14 protein-coding genes are annotated in these 19,497 nt (G+C 65.6%); 6 read left to right on the forward strand and 8 right to left on the reverse strand.

Translation table 11 applies throughout. The features are described from left to right. Positions 1 to 118: 118 nt before the first annotated feature. Entirely contained in the window at positions 119 to 1,099 is a 981-nt protein-coding gene (locus tag IB274_RS16365) for a sensor domain-containing diguanylate cyclase (RefSeq protein WP_192432960.1), read from the reverse strand. A gap of 292 nt (positions 1,100 to 1,391) precedes the next feature. On the opposite strand from IB274_RS16365, the gene IB274_RS16370 reads away from it, so the two are divergent. After that, on the forward strand, positions 1,392 to 2,036 hold the full coding sequence (locus IB274_RS16370) for a histidine phosphatase family protein (protein WP_192432961.1): 645 nt from the start codon (positions 1,392 to 1,394) through the stop codon (positions 2,034 to 2,036). Here the strand turns inward: IB274_RS16370 and IB274_RS16375 are convergent. The 3 genes from IB274_RS16375 to IB274_RS16385 form a co-directional block, all read right to left on the reverse strand. Beyond that, a complete protein-coding gene (locus IB274_RS16375; RefSeq protein WP_192432962.1) occupies positions 2,023 to 2,595 on the reverse strand; it encodes a hypothetical protein in 573 nt (190 codons plus the stop codon). The two genes, IB274_RS16370 and IB274_RS16375, sit on opposite strands and share 14 nt — an antisense overlap. A gap of 73 nt (positions 2,596 to 2,668) precedes the next feature. Next, positions 2,669 to 3,043 (reverse strand): NUDIX hydrolase, encoded by a 375-nt coding sequence (locus tag IB274_RS16380; RefSeq protein ID WP_192432963.1) that lies wholly within the window; start codon positions 3,041 to 3,043, stop codon positions 2,669 to 2,671. Between the two features lie 240 nt (positions 3,044 to 3,283). Further along, the gene (locus tag IB274_RS16385; protein ID WP_192432964.1) at positions 3,284 to 4,189 is read right to left on the reverse strand and encodes a LysR family transcriptional regulator; all 906 of its coding nucleotides are present in this window, start codon (positions 4,187 to 4,189) and stop codon (positions 3,284 to 3,286) included. 100 nt (positions 4,190 to 4,289) lie between these two features. On the opposite strand from IB274_RS16385, the gene IB274_RS16390 reads away from it, so the two are divergent. From IB274_RS16390 to IB274_RS16405, 4 genes are all read left to right on the forward strand, one after another. Continuing rightward, positions 4,290 to 5,156, forward strand: a complete 867-nt coding sequence (locus tag IB274_RS16390) for a pirin family protein (RefSeq protein ID WP_192432965.1) — start codon at positions 4,290 to 4,292, stop codon at positions 5,154 to 5,156. 97 nt (positions 5,157 to 5,253) lie between these two features. After that, entirely contained in the window at positions 5,254 to 5,940 is a 687-nt protein-coding gene (locus tag IB274_RS16395) for a hydrolase (protein WP_192432966.1), read from the forward strand. Between the two features lie 50 nt (positions 5,941 to 5,990). Beyond that, positions 5,991 to 6,617, forward strand: coding sequence for an isochorismate family cysteine hydrolase YcaC (ycaC, locus tag IB274_RS16400; protein ID WP_045209191.1), 627 nt, complete (start codon positions 5,991 to 5,993; stop codon positions 6,615 to 6,617). A 442-nt stretch (positions 6,618 to 7,059) separates the two neighbouring features. Next, entirely contained in the window at positions 7,060 to 8,211 is a 1,152-nt protein-coding gene (locus tag IB274_RS16405) for a hypothetical protein (protein WP_192432967.1), read from the forward strand. A 19-nt stretch (positions 8,212 to 8,230) separates the two neighbouring features. On the opposite strand, the gene IB274_RS16410 is transcribed toward IB274_RS16405, so the two are convergent. Next, positions 8,231 to 9,517, reverse strand: a complete 1,287-nt coding sequence (locus tag IB274_RS16410) for an OprD family porin (protein WP_192432968.1) — start codon at positions 9,515 to 9,517, stop codon at positions 8,231 to 8,233. A gap of 194 nt (positions 9,518 to 9,711) precedes the next feature. Here IB274_RS16410 and IB274_RS16415 point away from each other — a divergent pair, with 194 nt between their 5' ends. Beyond that, on the forward strand, positions 9,712 to 10,002 hold the full coding sequence (locus IB274_RS16415; RefSeq protein WP_225614884.1) for a DUF6021 family protein: 291 nt from the start codon (positions 9,712 to 9,714) through the stop codon (positions 10,000 to 10,002). 10 nt (positions 10,003 to 10,012) lie between these two features. Here the strand turns inward: IB274_RS16415 and IB274_RS16420 are convergent, their stop codons facing one another. Genes IB274_RS16420 through IB274_RS16430 form a run of 3 tightly spaced genes read right to left on the reverse strand, consistent with a single transcriptional unit; the run spans position 10,013 to position 19,483 of the window. After that, positions 10,013 to 10,579: a hypothetical protein gene (locus IB274_RS16420; protein ID WP_192432969.1), complete on the reverse strand. Its 567-nt coding sequence runs from the start codon at positions 10,577 to 10,579 to the stop codon at positions 10,013 to 10,015. A gap of 14 nt (positions 10,580 to 10,593) precedes the next feature. After that, positions 10,594 to 11,220 (reverse strand): hypothetical protein, encoded by a 627-nt coding sequence (locus tag IB274_RS16425; RefSeq protein ID WP_192432970.1) that lies wholly within the window; start codon positions 11,218 to 11,220, stop codon positions 10,594 to 10,596. 10 nt (positions 11,221 to 11,230) lie between these two features. Beyond that, complete coding sequence (locus IB274_RS16430) at positions 11,231 to 19,483, reverse strand: hemagglutinin repeat-containing protein (protein WP_192432971.1); 8,253 nt, start codon at positions 19,481 to 19,483, stop codon at positions 11,231 to 11,233. Between the last annotated feature and the right edge of the window lie 14 nt (positions 19,484 to 19,497).

Raw genomic sequence — 19,497 nt, forward strand, 5'->3', positions numbered from 1 at the left:
CTGCCGCCGGCACGCGCGTGTGGCTATAGAGCTTAGACAGCTCTGGCGCCAGTGCTCGCCCGGTTGGTCGAGTCAGGACGTCGCAGGGGGCTCTTTATCAGAGCTTGGCACGCACTAATCAGAGCCTGCTGCTTGCCGCATCTCGCCGCAGGTCGTCGCCACGACCCCACTGCGCGGTAACCAGCCGGTCGCGTCCGGCCTGCTTGGCCCGGTAGAGCAGGCGATCCACCGCCGCGACGAAGTCCAGCGGACGGTCACTGGAAGAGGGCACGGCGGTGCCGACGCCCAGGCTGATGGTGAGCATATCGGAGACAGCGGACTTCTCATGGGCTATGCGCTGCTCACGCAGCACACTGCGACAACGCTCGGCGATCTGCCGCGCGGCCTCGCTGTCGGTCTCCGGCAGCACCAGCACGAATTCCTCGCCACCGAAGCGCGCGATGAAGTCCCTGGGTCGATGCAGCGCGCCGGCCAGCGCCTTGCCGACGCTGCGCAGGCAGTCGTCGCCCTGGATGTGCCCGTAGTGGTCGTTGAACTGCTTGAAGTAATCGATATCCAGCAGCACCAGGGAAAGCGGCTGGCCGCTGCGCTGGGCACTGCCCCATTCGGTGTCCAGCACCGAGTCGAACATGCGCCGGTTGGCCACGCCGGTCAGGCCGTCCTTGTACGAATACTCCTCCAGCTGGCGCTGCAGCATGATCAGCTGCTCTTCGGCGCGCTTGCGCTCGCTGATGTCGAACATGAAGCCGACCAGCGAATCCACCTCGCCGTTGTCGTCGCGCACCACGTGCACCACATCGCGGATCCACACGTAGTCACCGGAGGAGGTGAGGGCGCGGTAGTCCGCCTCGTGGTCGGTGCCCTCGCGGGACTGCGACACGCAGAAGTTCACCACGCGCTCGCGATCCTCCGGGTGCATGCGCTCAGCCCAGTCGTTGGCGCTGACCCAACTGGCCTGGCTCCAGCCAAGGAGATCTTCGATCTGCGGGCCGATGTAGGCGAACGTCATGGATCGCCAGTCGATTTTCCACGGGATGGCGCGGGTGGATTCTAGGAGGGTCTGGTAGACGGGATTTTCCGGGGAGGCGTCGTACGGCATGGCGGCGGCTCTCTGCTGGCACTGTGCCTTGTTCTATCACATTGCGATGACCGAAAACCGTTGAATCTCGCCAGCTGTAGCCCGGAAAGCGGCGAGACGACAGGCGGTCGTTTTTCACAGAGACGGATTCTTCAGCAATTCATAACGGGTTCTTCACGAATCCGGGGATAGGGTTTGATCGCCCGCCATCTGACAACCCCGCAGTGCGATGGTCATCCCAGGGAAGGGTCGGGCCTCCCTCCTTTTTTCGGGGGAAACGGATGCGGATCCATTCCCTGTAGCGGCCCAAACCATGCCCATCCCGAAATTCATCAGATCACTGTCCCGCGGCTGGTTGGCCTTGCTCGCGATTCTTCCGGTGATTGCCCTGCTCAGCGGTTTTCTGCCGCTGGATTTCTCGCGGCCGACGCCGCTGGTGGGCGATGCCCAGCGCCAGGCCGAGTTGCGCGAGCATTGGCAGAACGGCGACCTGATCGTTCTGGTGCGCCATGCCGAACGCTGCGACCGCTCAAGCGCGCCGTGCCTGGCCGACGCCAGCGGCATCACCGTGCGTGGCGGGCAGAGCGCTCATGAGATCGGTCAGGACTTCGCCGCCCTCGGCCTGGCCAACGCCGACATCCTCAGCAGCGACCAGCTGCGCGCCGTGCAGACCGCCTCGTCGATGTTCGGCCGCATGCCGCAGGAGCAGTCCTGGCTGTACAAGTGTGAAGGCTCGATGCTAGAACAGGCGCTCCAGCACAAGGTCGCGCACCGCAACCTGATCCTGGTGACTCACAGTGAGTGCATCGAGGACTTGGAGCACTCAGTGAGCGTTAATGACCCGGCCACGCCGGATTACGCCTCGACGCTCTTCGTGCTCAGTGAGAAGGACCAGACGCCGCGCCTGCTGGGCTATCTGGAGGCCGATCAGTGGCCGCTGAACGTCAGCGGGCGCTGACCTGGCTGGGCGTGGCGCCCAGTCGGTAACGCTGCAATTCCTCTGATGTCAGCACACGCATGCGCTGCGGATCGATGGCCTGCATGGTATCGGCCAGTTCCAGCGGAATATCCATGTCGCGGAAATACGTACGGGCGTTGTAGCTGCCTGCCGCCTGCGACGAATCGCCAGCGGGGTAGTAAGGGCGATGCAGGCCCACATAGCCGCGCACCGTGCGGTGCTTGCCGGCGGCCAGCAGGTAGACGCAGGAGCCCTGACAGACGCTGTTGGTCGGCACCAGGGTCTCGAAGCCGGACTCGCGCAGCAGGCGGCCCATCTTGATCGATTCGGCGGCGCTGCCCCCGATGCTGTCCAGCAGCGCCACCTTGCGGGCGAACTTGCCCGGGTTGGCCATCAGCCCCTTGAACAGGCGCTCGTAGTCGCCCGGAGCGATTTCCTCGCTGATCCGTACTGCCAGTACTTCGCCCACCTTGGAATGCTGCACGGGCTTCACCTCGACCTGGGCGAAGGCAAGGCCGGAGGACAGCGCAAGGGTGCAAAGCAGGGCAGCGCGAAGCATGGGGGTAAATCCTGTACGGGCGTCTTATAGGAAAGCGCTGACGATACCCTGATACGCGGCGTCCGTCAGCCTGTCAGCTGGCCTTCAGGCAGGTGCGCAGCAGGCGTCGCGCCGACTTGTTGACCCGGCGGCGCTCCAGTTCTTCGGGAGCGAACCAGCGGCAGTCGGCGATCTCGTTCAGGGGCGTGGGCTGCTGCGCCGGGTTGACCGGCGTCTCGAACACGTAGTGCAACGTCTGGTACAGCTCCAGCGGCGCGACATAGTTCATCTGCTCGATGGCCAGCCCGGTTTCCTCTATCAGTTCGCGGATTGCGGCTTGGCCGGGGCGTTCGTCGGCCTCGATGCGGCCGCCGGGCAGGTTCCATTTCGACTTGGATTTGCGGACGAAGAGAATCTTGTCGTCGAGGCGGCAGATGACCGTTGCACGCTCTTTCAGATTCTTAGCCATACCGGCTGCTCCTCGACAATCTTCCAACAGTATTCAAGGTAGACATTAATCAGATATTTCCAACCAGATGAACTGGTTACGGCGTTTATTTCGACAAATGGTAAGGATTGGTCGCTGAAAAGGTATGTCAGGCCTTTCTTAAGAAAGGTCCGTCCTATTCCCGACTTGTATTTCCTGCAGAGTCGACCTGTGCCTTGGGCCGAAAGTGCGAATTTTCTGTCAGGCCTAAAGGACTTCCGCTTAGGACATATCGCTCTTCTCGAACTCCTCACCCAGAAAATCCAGCAAGGTTCGTACCGACGGCAGCAGCCCGCGCCGTGAAGGGAACACCGCGTGGACCACCCCGGTGCGCGGCGCCCAGTCCGGCAGTAGATTCACCAGCTTGCCGTCATTCAGGTCCTCACATACCACCACGGCGGGCATGTGCACCGCGCCGGCGCCGGCCAGCGCGGCTTGGCGCAGCGCGACCAGATCGTCGGTGACCATTCGCGGCTGGTAGCGCACCTGCGCGCTGGCGCCCTTGGGGCCGTCCAGCTGCCAGCTGTACTCGCGCTGCACCACGCCCCAGTGCAGCGTCGGCAATGCCGCCACATCGGCGGGCGTCGGCCTGTCCGGCAAGCGCTCGCGCAAAGCCGGGGCGCCCACCACACGCTGGCGGCTTTCGCCCAGCACCTTCATCACCAGATCACTGCTTTCCAGCGGCGGGAAACGCACTCGCAGGGCGATGTCGATGCCTTCCTGGATCAGGTCCACCTGGCGGTTGGTGCTCTGTACATGCAGCTCCACCAGTGGGTACTGCACCATGAAGCGCGCCAACATAGGGCCCACCCAGAAATTCAGCAACGCCGTGGGGCAGCTCAGGTTCACTACTCCGCGCGGCTCGGAACGGTGCTGCTCGACGGCCTCGGTGGCCGCCGCCGCTTCCACCAGCATCGCCACGCAGTGCCGGTAGAACACCTGGCCGATCTCGGTCACCGAGAAGTGCCGCGTCGAACGCTGGATCAGCCGCACGCCCAGGCGCTCTTCCAGCGCGGCGATACGCCGGCTCAGCTTCGACTTGGGCTCGTCCAGGTCGCGGCCGGCGGGGGTGAAGCCGCCATGTTCCACCACCTGGGCGAAGTAATAGAGGTCGTTTAGATCGTCCATTCCAGTGTTCCTCTAGTAGAACACTGATACTAATTTTTGCCGGCTACCGGCGCAATTGTTCCATCCGTATCGTGGCCTCCATGCACAACAGGAGGTACCCATGAAACAGATTCTTGGCATCTACAGCGCCGCCCGGCCGCACTGGGTCGGTGACGGTTTTCCGGTTCGCACGCTGTTTTCCTACGACAGCCTGGGCGAGCACCTCAGCCCCTTCCTGCTGCTCGACCATGCCGGCCCCCACGCTTTCGGCCCCACCACGGTGCGCCGTGGCGTCGGCCAGCACCCGCACCGGGGCTTCGAGACCGTGACCCTGGTCTATGAGGGCGAACTGGAACACCGCGACTCCAGCGGTGGTGGCGGCCGCATCGGCCCCGGCGACGTGCAGTGGATGACTGCCGGTGACGGCATCCTCCACGAGGAATACCACTCGCCGGATTTCGCCCGCAGCGGCGGCAACCTGCACATGGTCCAGCTCTGGGTGAACCTGCCGGCCCGCCACAAGCGCACCGCGCCGGCTTACCAGACGCTGCTGGCCGGCGATGTCCCGAGCATCGAACTGGCCGACGGCGCTGGCCGCCTGCGGGTGATCGCCGGTGACTACGCCGGCCATGCCGGTCCGGCGCACACCTTCAGCCCGCTGGATGTCTGGGACCTGCGCCTGCAGCCCGGCTGCCCGCTGGAGCTGGCCGTCAAGGCGGAGCGCAACACCGCCCTGGTGGTACTGCGCGGCAACGTCCGGCTGGGGAGCGGCGAAACCCTGCGCGAAGGCCAGCTGGCGCTGTTCGACCGGCGCGGCGACAGCCTGCAGCTGGAAGCCGAGAGCGATGCCCTGGTGCTGCTGCTCAGCGGCGAGCCGCTGAACGAGCCCATCGTCGGCTACGGCCCCTTCGTGATGAACAGCGAAAGCGAAATCCAGCAGGCCATTGCCGACGTCCAGAGCGGACGTTTCGGACAGATGACCCGCTGATGTCACACCCCCGACTCAGGCGTCGCCTAGTCTGGATGAACGCCCGCGCAGGAGGCGCGGGCTTTATGGGCCGGATGCCCTTTGTGGAGACCCCGAAATGAGCCACTTCAACCAGATTGCCAACTTCAACGGCCAGCGCCCGGTGATCGATCCCGACGACACCGCCATGCTCCTCATCGACCATCAGAGTGGGCTGTTCCAGACGGTCAAGGACATGCCCATGACCGAGCTGCGCAACAACGCCATCACCCTGGCAAGGATCGCCACGCTGGCAAGAATCCCGGTGATCACCACCGCCTCGGTGCCGCAGGGCCCCAACGGCCCGCTGATCCCGGAAATCCACGAGGCCGCGCCGCATGCGCAGTACGTGGCGCGCAAGGGCGAGATCAACGCCTGGGACAACCCCGAATTCGTCGCCGCCGTCGAGGCCACCGGCAAGAAGACCCTGGTCATCGCCGGCACTATCACCAGCGTCTGCATGGCCTTCCCGGCGATTGCCGCAGTCAACGCGGGCTACAAGGTCTTCGCCGTGATCGATGCTTCCGGCACCTACTCCAAGGCCGCGCAGGAAATCACCCTGGCCCGTGTCGTCCAGGCCGGCGTGGTGCCCATGGATACCGCCGCCGTCGCCTCGGAAATCCAGCGCACCTGGAACCGTCCCGACGCCGCGCAATGGGCGGAGGCGTACAGCCTGATCTTCCCGCATTACCGTCTGCTGATCGAAAGCTACACCAAGGCCCAGCAGGTAGTGACCGAACACGAGGTGCTGGACTCCCAGCGCTGATCCAACCCCGCCCGGCTCCGGTCGGGCTATCACTGCAACGAGGAAACGCCATGAGCAAGCCCTACGTCCGTCTCGACAAGACCCAGGCCGCCGTACTGCTGGTCGATCACCAGGCCGGTCTGCTCTCGCTGGTGCGCGACATCGAACCGGACAAGTTCAAGAACAATGTCCTGGCCCTGGCCGACCTGGCCAAGTATTTCAAGCTGCCGACCATTCTCACCACCAGCTTCGAGAACGGCCCCAACGGCCCGTTGGTCCCCGAGCTGAAAGACCTGTTCCCCGACGCGCCCTACATCGCCCGCCCGGGCAACATCAACGCCTGGGACAACGAGGACTTCGTCAAGGCGGTGAAGGCCACCGGCAAGAAACAGCTGATCATCGCTGGCGTGGTCACCGAGGTCTGCGTGGCCTTCCCGGCGCTGTCGGCGCTGGAAGAGGGCTTCGACGTGTTCGTCGTCGCCGACGCCTCCGGCACTTTCAACGAAGTCACTCGTGACGCCGCCTGGCGTCGCATGGAAGCCGCCGGCGCGCAGATGATGACCTGGTTCGGCGTGGCCTGTGAGCTGCACCGCGACTGGCGTAACGATATCGAAGGCCTGGCTGCGCTGTTCTCCAACCACATTCCCGATTACCGCAACCTGATCACCAGCTACAGCACGCTCACCGCCAAGAAGTGAGGCACTGCTGCCGGGTCGGCGCAGCGAGGCCGGCCCGGCTATGGATCTTATCCTTCCAGCAGCCCTGCCTTGCAGTCGGGTGCTCCAGGGCCAGCTCGTAAATCTCGGGCTTCCCCGGCCAGTGGGGCCAAAGCCGAGGCGAAGCGGGCGGTGACGCGGATGGGGCCGCAAGGCTGATGGCTCGTGGGACTTTTCGGTTGGTGACGGCGGGATGTCGCCGACAGGATGAAACGGGTCTCATCCTTTCGCCCCAAATCTGGGAGTGAATACGGTGCAAAGGCGGACGCCGGCCAGGCTGCGCCGGGGCGGACGGGTCCTGGCGCCAGCGCGACTGGGTTAGGCCTTCGCGGCGCCAGGAGCTGGAGCCACATTGGGGACCTGGAACCGGCACTTGCGGGCGGCCCTTGCAGCGGCTGCCGTGCGTTCACCATAGGGTTTGCCGATGTCTTCGGCGCTGGTCGAGGCCTCGATCATCATCGATATGAATGATGACCGGGGCCTCTGGGAAGTTCAGGCTCAGTCACTGACCGCTCCGCCTCACTTCAAGGAAGAGACCATGCACAATCCATTGGGCTTACTGGGCATTCTTCTGATCAGCCAGGCCGTGGCGTTCGAAATCCATCCGGTCAGCTGGAGAGGAGGAGCGAATGACTACGACTCCAGCGCGGTTCAGTTGGAATTCCGCGCCGATGCGAGCGCCGCTCAGTGCCATCTGCGTTCCTACATCCTCGACAGCCGCAATCAGGCCATCCACGAGATCATCACCCGGCAGGCCTACCAACCGGCTTACGCGAAAGTCCTTCGGGGCAGGACCTGGCTCCTGCCGTTGCTGGGCGGCGTGGAGTGGAACGATGACCCCGAAGAGCTGACGCGCAAAGCTTGGCACTACAACGGCGCGAGACATATCTTGCTGTTCAAGGCTCATGAGGAAAATGCCGGTCGGCCCAATACGCTGACCCGTCGCGTGCACCATGGCGATCTGCAATTCCTTCATTCGATGCGGGCTGCGGATGAGTCCGACGCGCAAGCCAGAGCAAAGATGTATCGGTGGCTGGAATACACCTACCGGGTCGCGATCGGGAAGGTGCCGGCTAACACCGTTCGCAAGTCAACGCCCTACCACGAGTTCTTCGGCAAGGTCGGCTGCTCTCGCAATCCGCAGTTGGCCGATCCCAGCGACTGCACGGTGCTCGATGTTTTCGACATGAAGCACATGTATCGCCAGGGCGATCAGGAAGAAAACCTGCGATCGCTGGCTGCAGGGGCGATCGCCCACCTGATCCAGGACAGTTACAGCGCGAGCCACACGCTGCGCGAGAATGGCACCGGCAGGCTGCTGCAGCTGTATACGTACGATGCCGAGAACCAGAAGTCACATTGTGAAAAGGATGGGGCCTACGAGAGCAACCGGGCTGGCATCGACATGGCTCGGGCAATGACTACCGAGTTGCTGGGCTACGTTCACCGACGGGAAAGCTGGGAAAAGGCCTCAGCTTTTTTCTACCAAACCCTGGGCGCCCCCGATGCTGGCCCGGCCACGACGGAGCGTCGGGCCGGAGCCGTCACCGATACCTGGGTGAGCATCACGCGGTGAGTGCCCGCGCCCGGCTGGATCAGAGAATCGAGAAGTTGTAGCTGACGATCAGTCGCACCTCATCCACGTCGCGCGCCGACTGTTCGTAGTTGGTGCGGTAGGTGGCGTTGCGCAGGCGCAGGCTGAGGTCCTTGAACGTGCCGGTCTGGAGCACGTACTTGAACTCCACGTCACGCTCCCATTCCTTGCCCTCGTTGCCGTTGGCCAGGGCGATGTGGTCGCCGTTGACGTAGCGGGTCATGAAGCTCAGGCCGGGCACGCCGACGCTACGCAGGTCGAAGTCGTAGCGCAGTTGCCAGGAGCGCTCCTGGGCGTTGGCGAAGTCGTTCACCTGCACGTAGTTGGCGAGGTAGGGGTTGCTGCCGTCGAGGTAGGGCATGGAGCTGTCGCCGCTCATGCGCTGCCAGCCGGCGCTGAAGATGTGGCCGCTCTGGGCGTAGGACAGCAGTAGGCTGAGGGCGCGGTTGTCGATCTCGCCAGCGCGGGCCGAGCCGTCGTCGTCGCTGTCGAACCAGCGCAGGTCGGCCGTGACCTTGCCGGCGCCCAACGCCTGCTTGCCGACGATGCCGACGTAGCGCTGGCGGTAGACGTTCTCCAGCCCGCCCTGGGCGTATTGCAGCAGGAGCTGGTCGTTAACCTGGTAGTCGGCCTGGTAGGAGTCGAAGCGGTTGCCGGTGGTGTCGCAGGCGTAGCGCTTGTTCTTGCAGTTCAGGCGCACGTCCTGGGCATCGGTGGAGTCGCGCGCGGTGTAGCGCTCCAGGCGCGTGGCAGTGAGCTTGAGGTGGGCGATTTCCTCGCTGGTCAGCTGCGCTCCATGGAACATGTTGGGCAGCAGGCGGCCGTCGTTGTACTTGAGCAGCGGCATGTCCGGCAGCATCGCGCCGTACTTGAACTGGGTGTGGGAGACGCGCAGCTTGCCGGTGACGCCGGCTTTGGCGTACTGGTCTTCGGAGTGACGCGGGTCGTGACCGCTGGAGGGCAGCAGGCCGCTGTTGCTGTCGGCGGGGCTGGAGTCGAGTTTCATGCCGAGCATGGCCAGGGCGTCGACACCGAAGCCGACGGTGCCTTCGGTGTAGCCCGACTGCAGGTTGAGAATGAAACCCTGCGCGGTTTCCTCGCGCTTGGAGGCACCCTGCGGGTTGGCCGAGCTGCCGTCGCGGAAGTCGCGGTTGAAGTAGAAGGTGCGCGATTCCAGGCGCGCGCTGCTGTCCTCCAGGAAGTCGGCGCTGGCCGGGGCGGCGATGCCACCGAGCAGGGCGAGGGCGCTCAGGCGGGCGAGCGGGCTGGAGGATAGGGGGGAGGGCATGCGGTGACTCCGGGACGCTAAAAAAGCGCGCGAAGGTGTCACAGATGCGTGGTCGGGTCTTTGCGACCATGGTCTAGAACGCGGGTTCAGCGCTTCGAGATAGCAGCCGACAGTACCGTCCGACCATCGGCTGAAACCTTCGCGGCGCGCCCACGTCCACCGCCATACCATTGCCCGAATCGCTGGAGGTGAACATGAAAGGCCACGGTGAAATCAGCCAACGTCCCTCGGTCGCGCCCGAGCGCTGGCCGGCACAATCCGGTCCTGGCGCCAGTCGCGGCCTGCCGGGCTACCCGCAGCGCCCGGGGCCATCGGGCGGCTCGCGGCATATCGACCCTGAGCTGGGCTTCGACCCGGATTCGCCGGACCTCGCCGACCCGCAGATCGATCCGCCGCATCCACCGCACGTTCCTCAGGACGGCCCCGATCCGCAGGGCCAGCGGCGTGTTCCGGGGGACCGCTATCCGCCATATTCGTGTCCGTGAGGCCACGCGCTCAGAGGGCGTCGGACGCCTTGCACAGCCGGGTGTCCTGCAGGCTGCCGCTGAGGTTTCGACCATCACCCAGGCGCACCAGGCGCGCCAGGCACTGGCCGCTTTCCATCAGCAGCAGCTCGTAGTCCTGCCCGGCTTCGGGGGTGAAGGTCATCGATTGCTGGCAGCTGTACGAGTAGCCGCTGCTGACCATGCCCTTGCTCTGGAAGTTGACGGCGAACGGCTGGTTCGCTGGGATGTTCACCTCGCTGCTGGCGAAGCCGCCCTGGCCCAGTTGCTCGGCCTGGCGGCTGGTCGGCATGCCGAGGTTCTGGCCGTTGCGGCTGGCGAAACCGGATTGCGCCACGGCGATCACCCCGGCGCCGGCGCGGCGCCAGTCGATGCAGGCGCTGGCGGGTACACCGCGGGCCATGCCGTTGGTGATCACCCGTAGCCGCGCGGTGTCGCCGGTCGCGGGCGCGGAGTAAGGCGTGGAGTAGGACTGTACGTTGGCGAGGTTGCCGCAGCCGGCGAGCAGCAGCGCGGCCAGCGCGAGGCTGGCGGCGCGGGAGAGGAGGGTGGCGTCCATGGTGATTCCTGGTCTCAGCGTTGTCCGGCGGCCTGGGGCGGCGCGCAGCAGTTGCGCGTATTGATGACCTTGCCGCGGCATGCGGGAAGCATGGGCGGGTTCTTGCACAGCAGGTAGTTGGCCGGCCGGGTGAAGTGGAAACCGCGGTCGAGCATGCACAGTTGCGCGGCGGCGATGTCGTTGAGCAGCATTTCGTCGACGGGCTCGATCACTGTGGTGTAGCCGCAGCTCTTCATGGCCTGCTGCACGCCCTGGCTGTCGGTGCCGGTTTGCGCCCACTGCGTGTAGGCGGGCGGACGCTGCGTGGCATTGGTCCCGGGCTTGCCGCCGGCCGCTTGGCAGGCGGGCAGTTGCGGGCTGGTGTCGCAGAGGGTGTAGCGATCCTGGTAAACGAACCCCTTGCCGAGCATGCATTGCTCGCCGCGGGCGTAGTCGTTGCTGGTGATGGTGGTGCTGTCGACGTAGGCGGTGTTCGGGAAACCGCAGTCCAGCAGGGCGTTGCGCACACCTTGCTGGTCGACGCCACCCCTGGCCCACAGTTCGTACAGAGGCGGAGCCGGCTGCAATGGCCGGGCCTGGCTGCACGCAGCCAGGAGGAGGCAGGGCAGGAGCAGCCCCAGGGCGCCATGGCGCTTCAGCATGTCAGCGCTCTCATGGCGTCTGCGGGTAGGTTTTCACGGGCGTCAGCACCGGCTTCTGATCGGGCATGTCCTGCCAGAACTTCTGGCAGGCAGCGTCGCCGTTGCCATAGCAGTTGTGCACGGTGTACTTGCCGCCCGCCACGTTCTTGATCTCCTTGAGTGCATTGCTGTCCGCGGGGATGGTGCCTCCGGTGGCGGGGTTCCAGCCGATCCAGCCGCCCACCGGGTCAGTCTTGTGGTTCTGCAGCTGGACGACCATCTCGTTCTTCTTCTCGTCGCTCATCGCGTCGCGATTCTGCAGCATGGCCAGCAGGTCGTCAGCCTTGGCGGCGTTGTAGGCCGGGCCGTAGAAGTTGAGGGTCGTGTTGCTCAGGCTGCCGCTGGGGTCGGGCAGGCGGGCGATGGACTCCATGGCGTTGCCGGTGGTCATCGAGCCGCGGCTATGGCCATCGATGTGCAGACCGGTCTCGCCATAGCGCAACAGGGCTTCGCGGGTCTCGACGGTGGCGTTGGCCAGTCCCCAGAAGTCGTTCTCCAGGTACTTCTGATAGCCGGCGATGAGCAGCTCGGCGACGGAGTTGCTGGCATCGGGGAACCAGATGAAGTACTGCGGGCCGTCAGAGGTGCTGTGCTGCGCCGCGTATTTGGCCGCGCCGTCCTCGTCGTTGAAGATGCCGTTGTTGGCGATGTGCACGCGGCCGTCGGAGCCGGCCTGCAGGTTGGCTTTCTCGGTGTCGTTGAGCTCGCGACGCAGCGGTACACCGTCCTTGTCGCGCAGAACGTTGCCCTGGTCGTCGGTGAGGATGACGAACATCCGCGCCTTCTCCAGGAACATCTTGCGGTAGGCCTCGTCGGTGAACTGCACGGCCTGACGGTAGGTCTCGTTCTTGATTGCCTGCTCGGCTTCGGCGGTGCGGCGCATCTCGTCGACGTCCTGGCGCTCGGCGGCGGTATGGGCATTGGCGGTGTCGCGATTGAGGCCGGCGACGGTGTCAACCGCGTTCTTGCCGGTGAGCTCCTGCTGCAGGGCGTCGTCGGTGATGACCACGGTGCCGGCGCTGATCGCGCTGCGGGTATCGCCCGAGGACGAGCCCGAATCCTTGCCCGAGTTCATCGCGTTGCCGACGATGGCCTTGCCGACGCCGTACTTGCCCTGGGTAACCATGTCGGTGCTGAGGTTGATACCGCTGCTGGTGGCCTTGGCGTCGGCCTGGTTGTGGATGTCCGACTGGGTCAGGGTGCCGGTGCTGAGCTGGTTGCGGCCGGCCGCGATAGCAGCGTCGCTGCTGGCGATCAGGCCGCCCTTGAGGTCGGTGTTGCCATTCACGCGGATGTCGAAGCCGCCGTCGCCGGCCTTGATTCCCGACTGCTCGGTGACGCTGGCGTAGTTGGAGTTCTGCTTGGCGGTGTTGCTGCTGACGCTGCCGCTGGAGGCGCCGTAGCAGAAGGGCGGGATACACAGGCTGACGCCCACACCCTTGCTCGACTGCTTGGCGTCGTAGGTGCTGGTGTCCTGCAGGCTCTCGATGCTCAGGTTGCCGCCAACGTTGGCGGTGACCTGCGGTCCGCTGACCACCGCGCCGTGCAACTGGGTATCACCACCCGATTGCAGATTGACCTGGCGGCCGCCGTCGACGTGGGTGTTGCTCCAGACCAGGTCCTTGCCGTCGGCGTTGCCCCGGCTCTGCGAGGCGCCGGCGTTGATGGTGAAGCCGTTCTGCGTGCCGCCCACGGCGAAGCCGATGCCGATGCTGGCGCTGCTGCCCTTGCTGGTGCTGTGCTGCTCCACGGTGTTCTTCGCTGCGAGCAGGGCGATATCGCCTTCGGCCTTGAGGTTGGCGTCCCGCCCGGCGCTGATCTGACTGCCTTGCACGGTGATGTCGCTGTCTTTGCCGGCGCCGCTGGCGACGATGTTCACATCACGCCCGGCGCTCACGCTGGAGCCGGCCGCGGTGCTGCCGCGCTGTTCGCTGTGGCTCTCGTTCTTGCTCGCCCCAATGGAGATGCTGATGTTGATGCCGCCGGCCTGGGCCGGGTTGGCCATGACGGCGGAGGCGGCGCCGGCGCCTTCCAGCGCGACGTTGGCCGCGGCCAGGGCCTTCATGCGGTTATCGTCGGTGCGTTCGGCGGACTTCTTCATCTGCTGTGCGGTCTGCACGGCGGTGATGATCGGGTTGGTCAGCGTGACGGAGAGGCCGCTCTGCTTGAACTTGCTCTCCTGGGTACTGAGATGGGCGTTCTGCGCCTCGACGATGCCTACCGTGCGGCCTTCGATGTTCACGTCGCCGCTCGGTGCGCTGACCTTGCTGCCGACCTGGCGGTAGGCCTCGCCGGCCTTGATGTTGACGTTGCCGTTGATCGAGCCGACGGTGCTGGCCGCGGCGCTGTCGCCGTCGTCGGTGTTCTTCACCGATTGCTGCTGGCTGCCGATGGTGAAGCCGATTCCCCCGCCGCTGAACAGGCCGCTCTTCTTCTCGTCGCGGCTGTGCACTTCGTTGAGGTGGTCGGTGGCGGAGGCGATGGTGACGTTGCGGCCGGCCACCAGCGTGGTGTCGCCATTGGAGACTACATTGCTGCCTTCAACCTTGAGGTCGTTGCCGGCGCTGACGTAGGTCGTCTCGCCACTGAAGGTGCTGCCCTGGGACAGAGTCTCGTTGACCGTGTCGCGGGTCACGATGGTCTTGGACGAGAACCAGCCGGTCTTGCTCTTGACCTTGTGCGCCTCGTCCGCCATGGCGCTGTTCTGGCTGGCGGTGAGGTTGACATCGTGGTCGGCGGAGGCCTGCACCGCGCCTTTTTCGCTGGTCACGCTGGCGCCACGGGCATTGAGGTCGTGGCCGGCGATCAGGCGCACGTCGCTTTGGCCCTGCACGCTGCTGCCCACTTCGCCGGCGCTGGACTCGTTGCGCCAGTTGCTGGAGTTCCAGGTCATGCTCTGCTGTTCCTGGACGGCCACGGTGCCCAGGTTGATATCGTTGCCGGCGCCGAGGGTGGTCTTGCCGCCTTCGCCGTTGTTGACCACCTGCGCGGCGTTGAGATTGAGGTCGCGGCCGGCAGTGGCGATCAGCTCACCGGCCGGGTCGGAGACGAACAGCCCGGCGACCCGTGACACGCGCGTGGCGCTACCCTGGGCACTCTGGGTGTCCTGGGTACTGGAGGTCAGGTTGATATCGCGGCCTGCCACGGCGGTGAGGCTGTGGCTGGCGTCGATCAGGCCGCCGAGGTTGTTCAGGTCGCCGCTGGCCTTCACGGCCACGTCGGTGCCGGTCAGGCGACCACCGAGGTTCTGGATATTCTCCGAGGTGATCGACAGCACGTTGCGCCCGGCGAGGGTGCCGCTGTTGACGAGGTTGTTCTGGATGTTCAGGTCCACGTTCTGCCCGGCCATCAGCGCGCCGGAGCCGTCGATGTCGCCCTGGCGAACACGCACATAGACCTGCGGCACCAGTGCCTGAGCCACGCTGCCATCGGGGAGGGTGACGTCCTTGGCCACCAGCCAGACGATGTCGCTGGTGAGCTGCGCCATCTGCTCGGGGGTGAGGGCGATACCGGGTACCAGGTTCCAGGCATTGGCGTAGGTCAGGCCATTATCCAGCAGGGCGCGGTACTGTATTTCGTCGTTGCCGTAGCCGTCGAGGAAGCGCCGGCCGGTAAGCTGGGCGATCTGTTCGCGGATCAGCTTCTGCTCGTAGAAGCCATCGCCCAGGCGCGTCAGGGTCAGGCCGGGGTTCAGGCTCAGGCGGTCGAGCATGTAATCCGAGGAGAGCCAGGCGCGATAGTTGGTGAAGCGCGGGTCACTTTCGATCAGGTAGCCGCTGGTGGCTTGCGGGTTGACGTGGAACAGGCTGTTGTCCGGCACGCGGGTGTCGATGCCGCCGGTGCGAATGCTCTCGGTGACGCCGGCGTTGTTCTTGGTCTGCACCGCGGTGACTTCCAGCACCGGGCTGATCACCCGGCCGTTGCCGACATTGACCTGGGCTCCGTTGGCGCCGGAGGCCGGCTGGTCGACGCGGCCCAGGTTGAGGTCGCCGACCTGGGTGCCGCTGCCGGCATGGGCGGTGTTCTGCTGGTAGGCGCCGGGCTTGAGGAAGATGTCGACGATGCTGGCGGCGGGGTTGTAGGCCGCGCCGTCGGCGCCCTGTTTGTCCCGGCCTTTTTTCTGGATGCGGTAGAAGTGGGTGACGATGCCGCTCTCGGTGGTGGTGCGCGCGCCGGGCGCCTCGTCGTTCTCCAGGCGGCCCAGGTTGCCGCTGATTGTGCCGCCGGCGATGATCCGGCTCTTGTCGTTGAGCGCGTCGGCGACGTCCAGGCGCAGGTTGCCGCCCGCGAGGATCTGCGCTGGATCGGAGCTGAGGATCTGGGTTTCGCGGGTCACCCGGGTGTAGCTGTAGAGATTCCAGTCGTCGCGGATGCCTTCCGGAGTGACCAGGTGATCGACCTCGGAGTTGTAGATGGAAATCTGCTCTGGCTTGTAACGGGCAGTGGAGCCGGTGAGCTGGTACTCGAGGACGCTCTCGCGGCTGACTTCCACTTCCTGGGTGCTGAAGTGCTCGTTGGTGTTGCGCAGCACGGCGCTGGCCAGGCCCATCTCGCCCAGGGCCTCGATGGTGGCGCTGGCGTTGCGGATTTCACCGGCGCTGCCGGTGGCGTGGCCATTGGCGTCCAGCGCACCGCCGATGTAGAGATCGCCGGCGCTGAAGAGCAGGGCATGTTCGCGGTTGAGCAGCGAGCCGACACCGATGTCCAGACGGTTGCGCGCGGCAATTACCGCGGCCTTGCCGTCTTCCACGTCGTTGTGCAGGGTGCCGGCGGAGACCGACAGCTGGTCGCCATAGATGCGCCCGGTTCCCAGGTTGTTCAGGGTGCCGGCGTTGACGCGCGTGGTCTGGCCGTCGAGCAGGCCACGGTTGCTCAGAGTGCCGCTGGCGTCGACGGTCAGGGTGGTGGCGCTGAGCTCGCCGTTGGCGCTGTTGTTCACGTCTCCGGCGCGGACTTTCAGTGCCTGCCCGGCGACCAGTCGGGCCTGGTTTTCCAGGTTGCCGGCGGTCTGCAGGTCGATGGTGCCGTTGGCCTGCAACTGTCCGCTGTGCACGTAGCTGTCACGCAGTTTCAGGCTGATGTCGCCCAGGCTCAGTGTCTTGCCGTCGCCGCCCAGGCTCTTGCTGTCGATGCTCAGTTTCTGCCCGGCGATCAGTTTGCCGTCGTGGTTGAGGATGGCGAGGGACTTGCTGGTCGCGGCATCAAGGATGTTCAGCTCTTTGCTGGAGCTGATCAGGCCGCCGCTGTTGTCCAGCTGGCCACTGCTGTTGAGGGTGAGGGTCTCGTCCGCGCGCACCGCGCCGGCCTGGTTGCCGATCTGGCCGGCGTTGAGCGTCAGCGAATGGCCTTCGAGGCCCTGGTCGGCTCCCTGGGTGTTGCGGTTGTCGATGATGCCGGCGCTGATCACCAGCTTGCCGCCGGCGCGCAGCAGGCTGCCGGCGTTGTCCAGGCGGCCGCTGGCCAGGTCGAGTGTGGCGTCGCCAAGGGTCTGCAGTTGGCCGCCACGGTTGTCCAGGCCGCTGGCCTTGATGCGCACGTTGCCTTCGCTGGTCAGCAGCCCGCCACGGGCGTTGTTTATTTGCGCAGTGGTGAGGTCGAGGTCGCCCTTGCCGCCGATGAAGCCGGCACTGTTGTCCAGGTTGCCGCTGGCGAGAATCACCCCGCCCTTGCCGAGCAGGCCGCCACTGACGCCGGAGTCGGTGTTGGTGATGGCTTGGCCGTGAGCGTCGATGCGCAGCAGGCCGTCGGCCTGGACCAGGCCACCCTGGTTGTTCAGCGCGCCGCTCTGCAATTCTACGCCATCGGTGGCAATCAGCACGCCACCCTGGTTGTCCAGCGCCGCGCCGCTGCTGTCGAGCTTGAGGTTACCAGCGCTGATCAAGCCGTTGCCGTTGAGCACGCCCTGGCCGGAAAGGGTGATCTGGTGCTGGCCTTCGATGCGGCCACTGCGGTTGTCGAGACGGCCCTGGGTGGCGTCGAGGGCGACCGTGCCGTCCACCGAGCCGAGGGTGCCGCCCTGGTTGCTGATCGAACCGCCACGGGCGGTGAGGGCACCCTTGGCGGCGAGTGTGCCGGTGTCATTGTTCAGTTTGTCGGCATTGACGTCGAGCGTGCCGCTGGCAGTGACCTTGCCCTTGGCGTTGACCAGCTCGCCGGCCTCCAGACGCGAGTTTCCGGTGGCCGCGAGGGTGCCGGAGCTGTTGTCCAGCTTGCCCTTGACCTTGGCTTGCAGGTCGCCTCCGGCAGCCTGGACGGTGCCGGACTGGTTCAGCAGGGTGCCGGCATCGAGCTGGACCCCGCCGTTGCCGGCGAGGGTGCCGCTGCTGTTGTCCAGCAGGCCACTGGTGCTGACGCGCAGGGTGCCCGTGCCGGTCTGCAGGATTTCGCCCTGGCGATTGGAGAGCGAAGCGGCGTCGATGCTGATCTGCCGGGCCACGGTGCTGGCGCCGTCGAGCAGGGCGTCGTGGAACTTCGCCTGCAACTGGCCGTTGCTGGCGAGCGAGCCGTCGCGGCCATCGACCGAGTTCGCGTTGACTTTCAGGGTGCCGTTGCCTGCGTGCTCGATCTTGCCGCGACGGTTGTCCAGGTTCAGCGAGTCGAGGGTCAGGTTGGTGGCGTTGCTGGCGATGCGGCCGTCGCTGTTGTCCAGGGTGCCGGGGAGGGCGAGGGTCATGTCGCCGCTGCCGGTCTGGATGATCTCGCCCTTGCGGTTGGACAGGTCATGGGCCTGCAGCTGAATGCTGCTGCCGGCAAGTTTGGCCGCGTCGCTGGTGAGCTTCTGCGAGACGCTCACCGCCAGCGCGTTGCTGGCGTCGACCTGGGCACCGGTGAGGTTTGCGTTGCCATTGCTGGCGGTGAGGCGGACGTTCTGCGCACCGGCCTGGCCCTGGCTCAGATCGAGGCTGGCGCCGGCGATGTCGAGGTCGCCGCCGGCAACGGTCGTGCCCTGGCTCTTCACCTGCTGGCCGGCCTTGATGTCGAGTCGGCCGCTGCTGCCGACACTGCCGTCGGCCTGCACGCCGGCCGCGAGAGTGGCCTTGCTGTCGTTGACGATGCCGTTGGCATTCAGGCTGACGTTCTGCTGCGCTGCGGCGATGCCGCTGTTATGGATATCGCCGCGGCTGCTCAGCGCGGTATCGCCCTTGGCATACAGAGAGCCGCTGTTGTCGATGCCGCCATTGCTGTCCAGGCGGACATGGGCGGTAGCGTTGATCTGGCCGCTGTTGCCGATGCGGCCGTCGGCGCTGATCACCACGTCGCCTGCGCTGGCGCCGATCTGCCCGGCATTGCGCACGCCGACGCCGGATTCGGTGCCCACCAGCATGATCTTGCCGGCGTACATGCCGCCGAGCTGGGCAACGTCGATGGCCACCGAGGGCTTCTCGCCATTGCCTTCGATAGCTCGTGCGCTGTTGTTGTCGGCGTTGACCTGGTTGGCCCCGGCGGTGACGCGCAGGTCCTTGGCCCAGACGCCGGCGTTGACTTCCACTGAGCGGGCGATCACGTCGGTGAAGTCGGTCTGGCTTGCATCCAGGCCCTTGCCGGTGATTGCGATGTGTCCGCCGCGGACTTCGTAGCCCTGCAGCTGGCCATCGACGATCTGCGCGGTGCCGGTGGTGAGGGTCGCGCGGTTGGCGTTGATGAAGCCGCAGCCGTCACAGGCGATGCCCGCCGGGTTGGCGATCACCACCTGGGCGCGGTCGCCAGCGACTTCGACGTAGCCGCGCAGCTGGCTGGGGTTGCTGCCGTTGACCTCGTTGAGGATGACCCGCGCGGTGCCGTTGGCCAGCGCCTGGTTACCGTCGATCCAGCCGCCAAGCTGGGTCTGTACGCTGTTGCGCGAGTTATTGAGGATCGCGCCCTGCTGGTTCACGTCGAACTGGCTGTAGGTGTTGCGCGAGACGCCAGCGGCGCTGGGCGTCTGGATGTTCACCTGAGGCACGCCGTTGGCGGAGTTGATCACGCCCGGCTGCTGGTTCTGTGGGGCGCCGCGGTCGGCGACGATGTCGGCATGGGCCAGCGGGGCGGCCAGGCTGACCAACCCCAGTGTCGCCATCAGCGCGAAGCGCAGCGGGCGCAGGCTGACTAGCAGCGAGGCGCCCAGCGCACCCAGCGGGCCGTCGGTGGTGCCCGGCGCCTTGCCCTGGCTGGTGACATTCTCGGCGACGACCATCAGTTGGCCGCGTGCCTTGTTGAAAACGATGCGGTAGAGGTGCTTGTTCATACAAATCCCTTTGT

Origin of the sequence: Pseudomonas sp. PDM18, from assembly GCF_014852585.1 — a bacterium.
Classification (GTDB): Bacteria; Pseudomonadota; Gammaproteobacteria; order Pseudomonadales; family Pseudomonadaceae; genus Pseudomonas.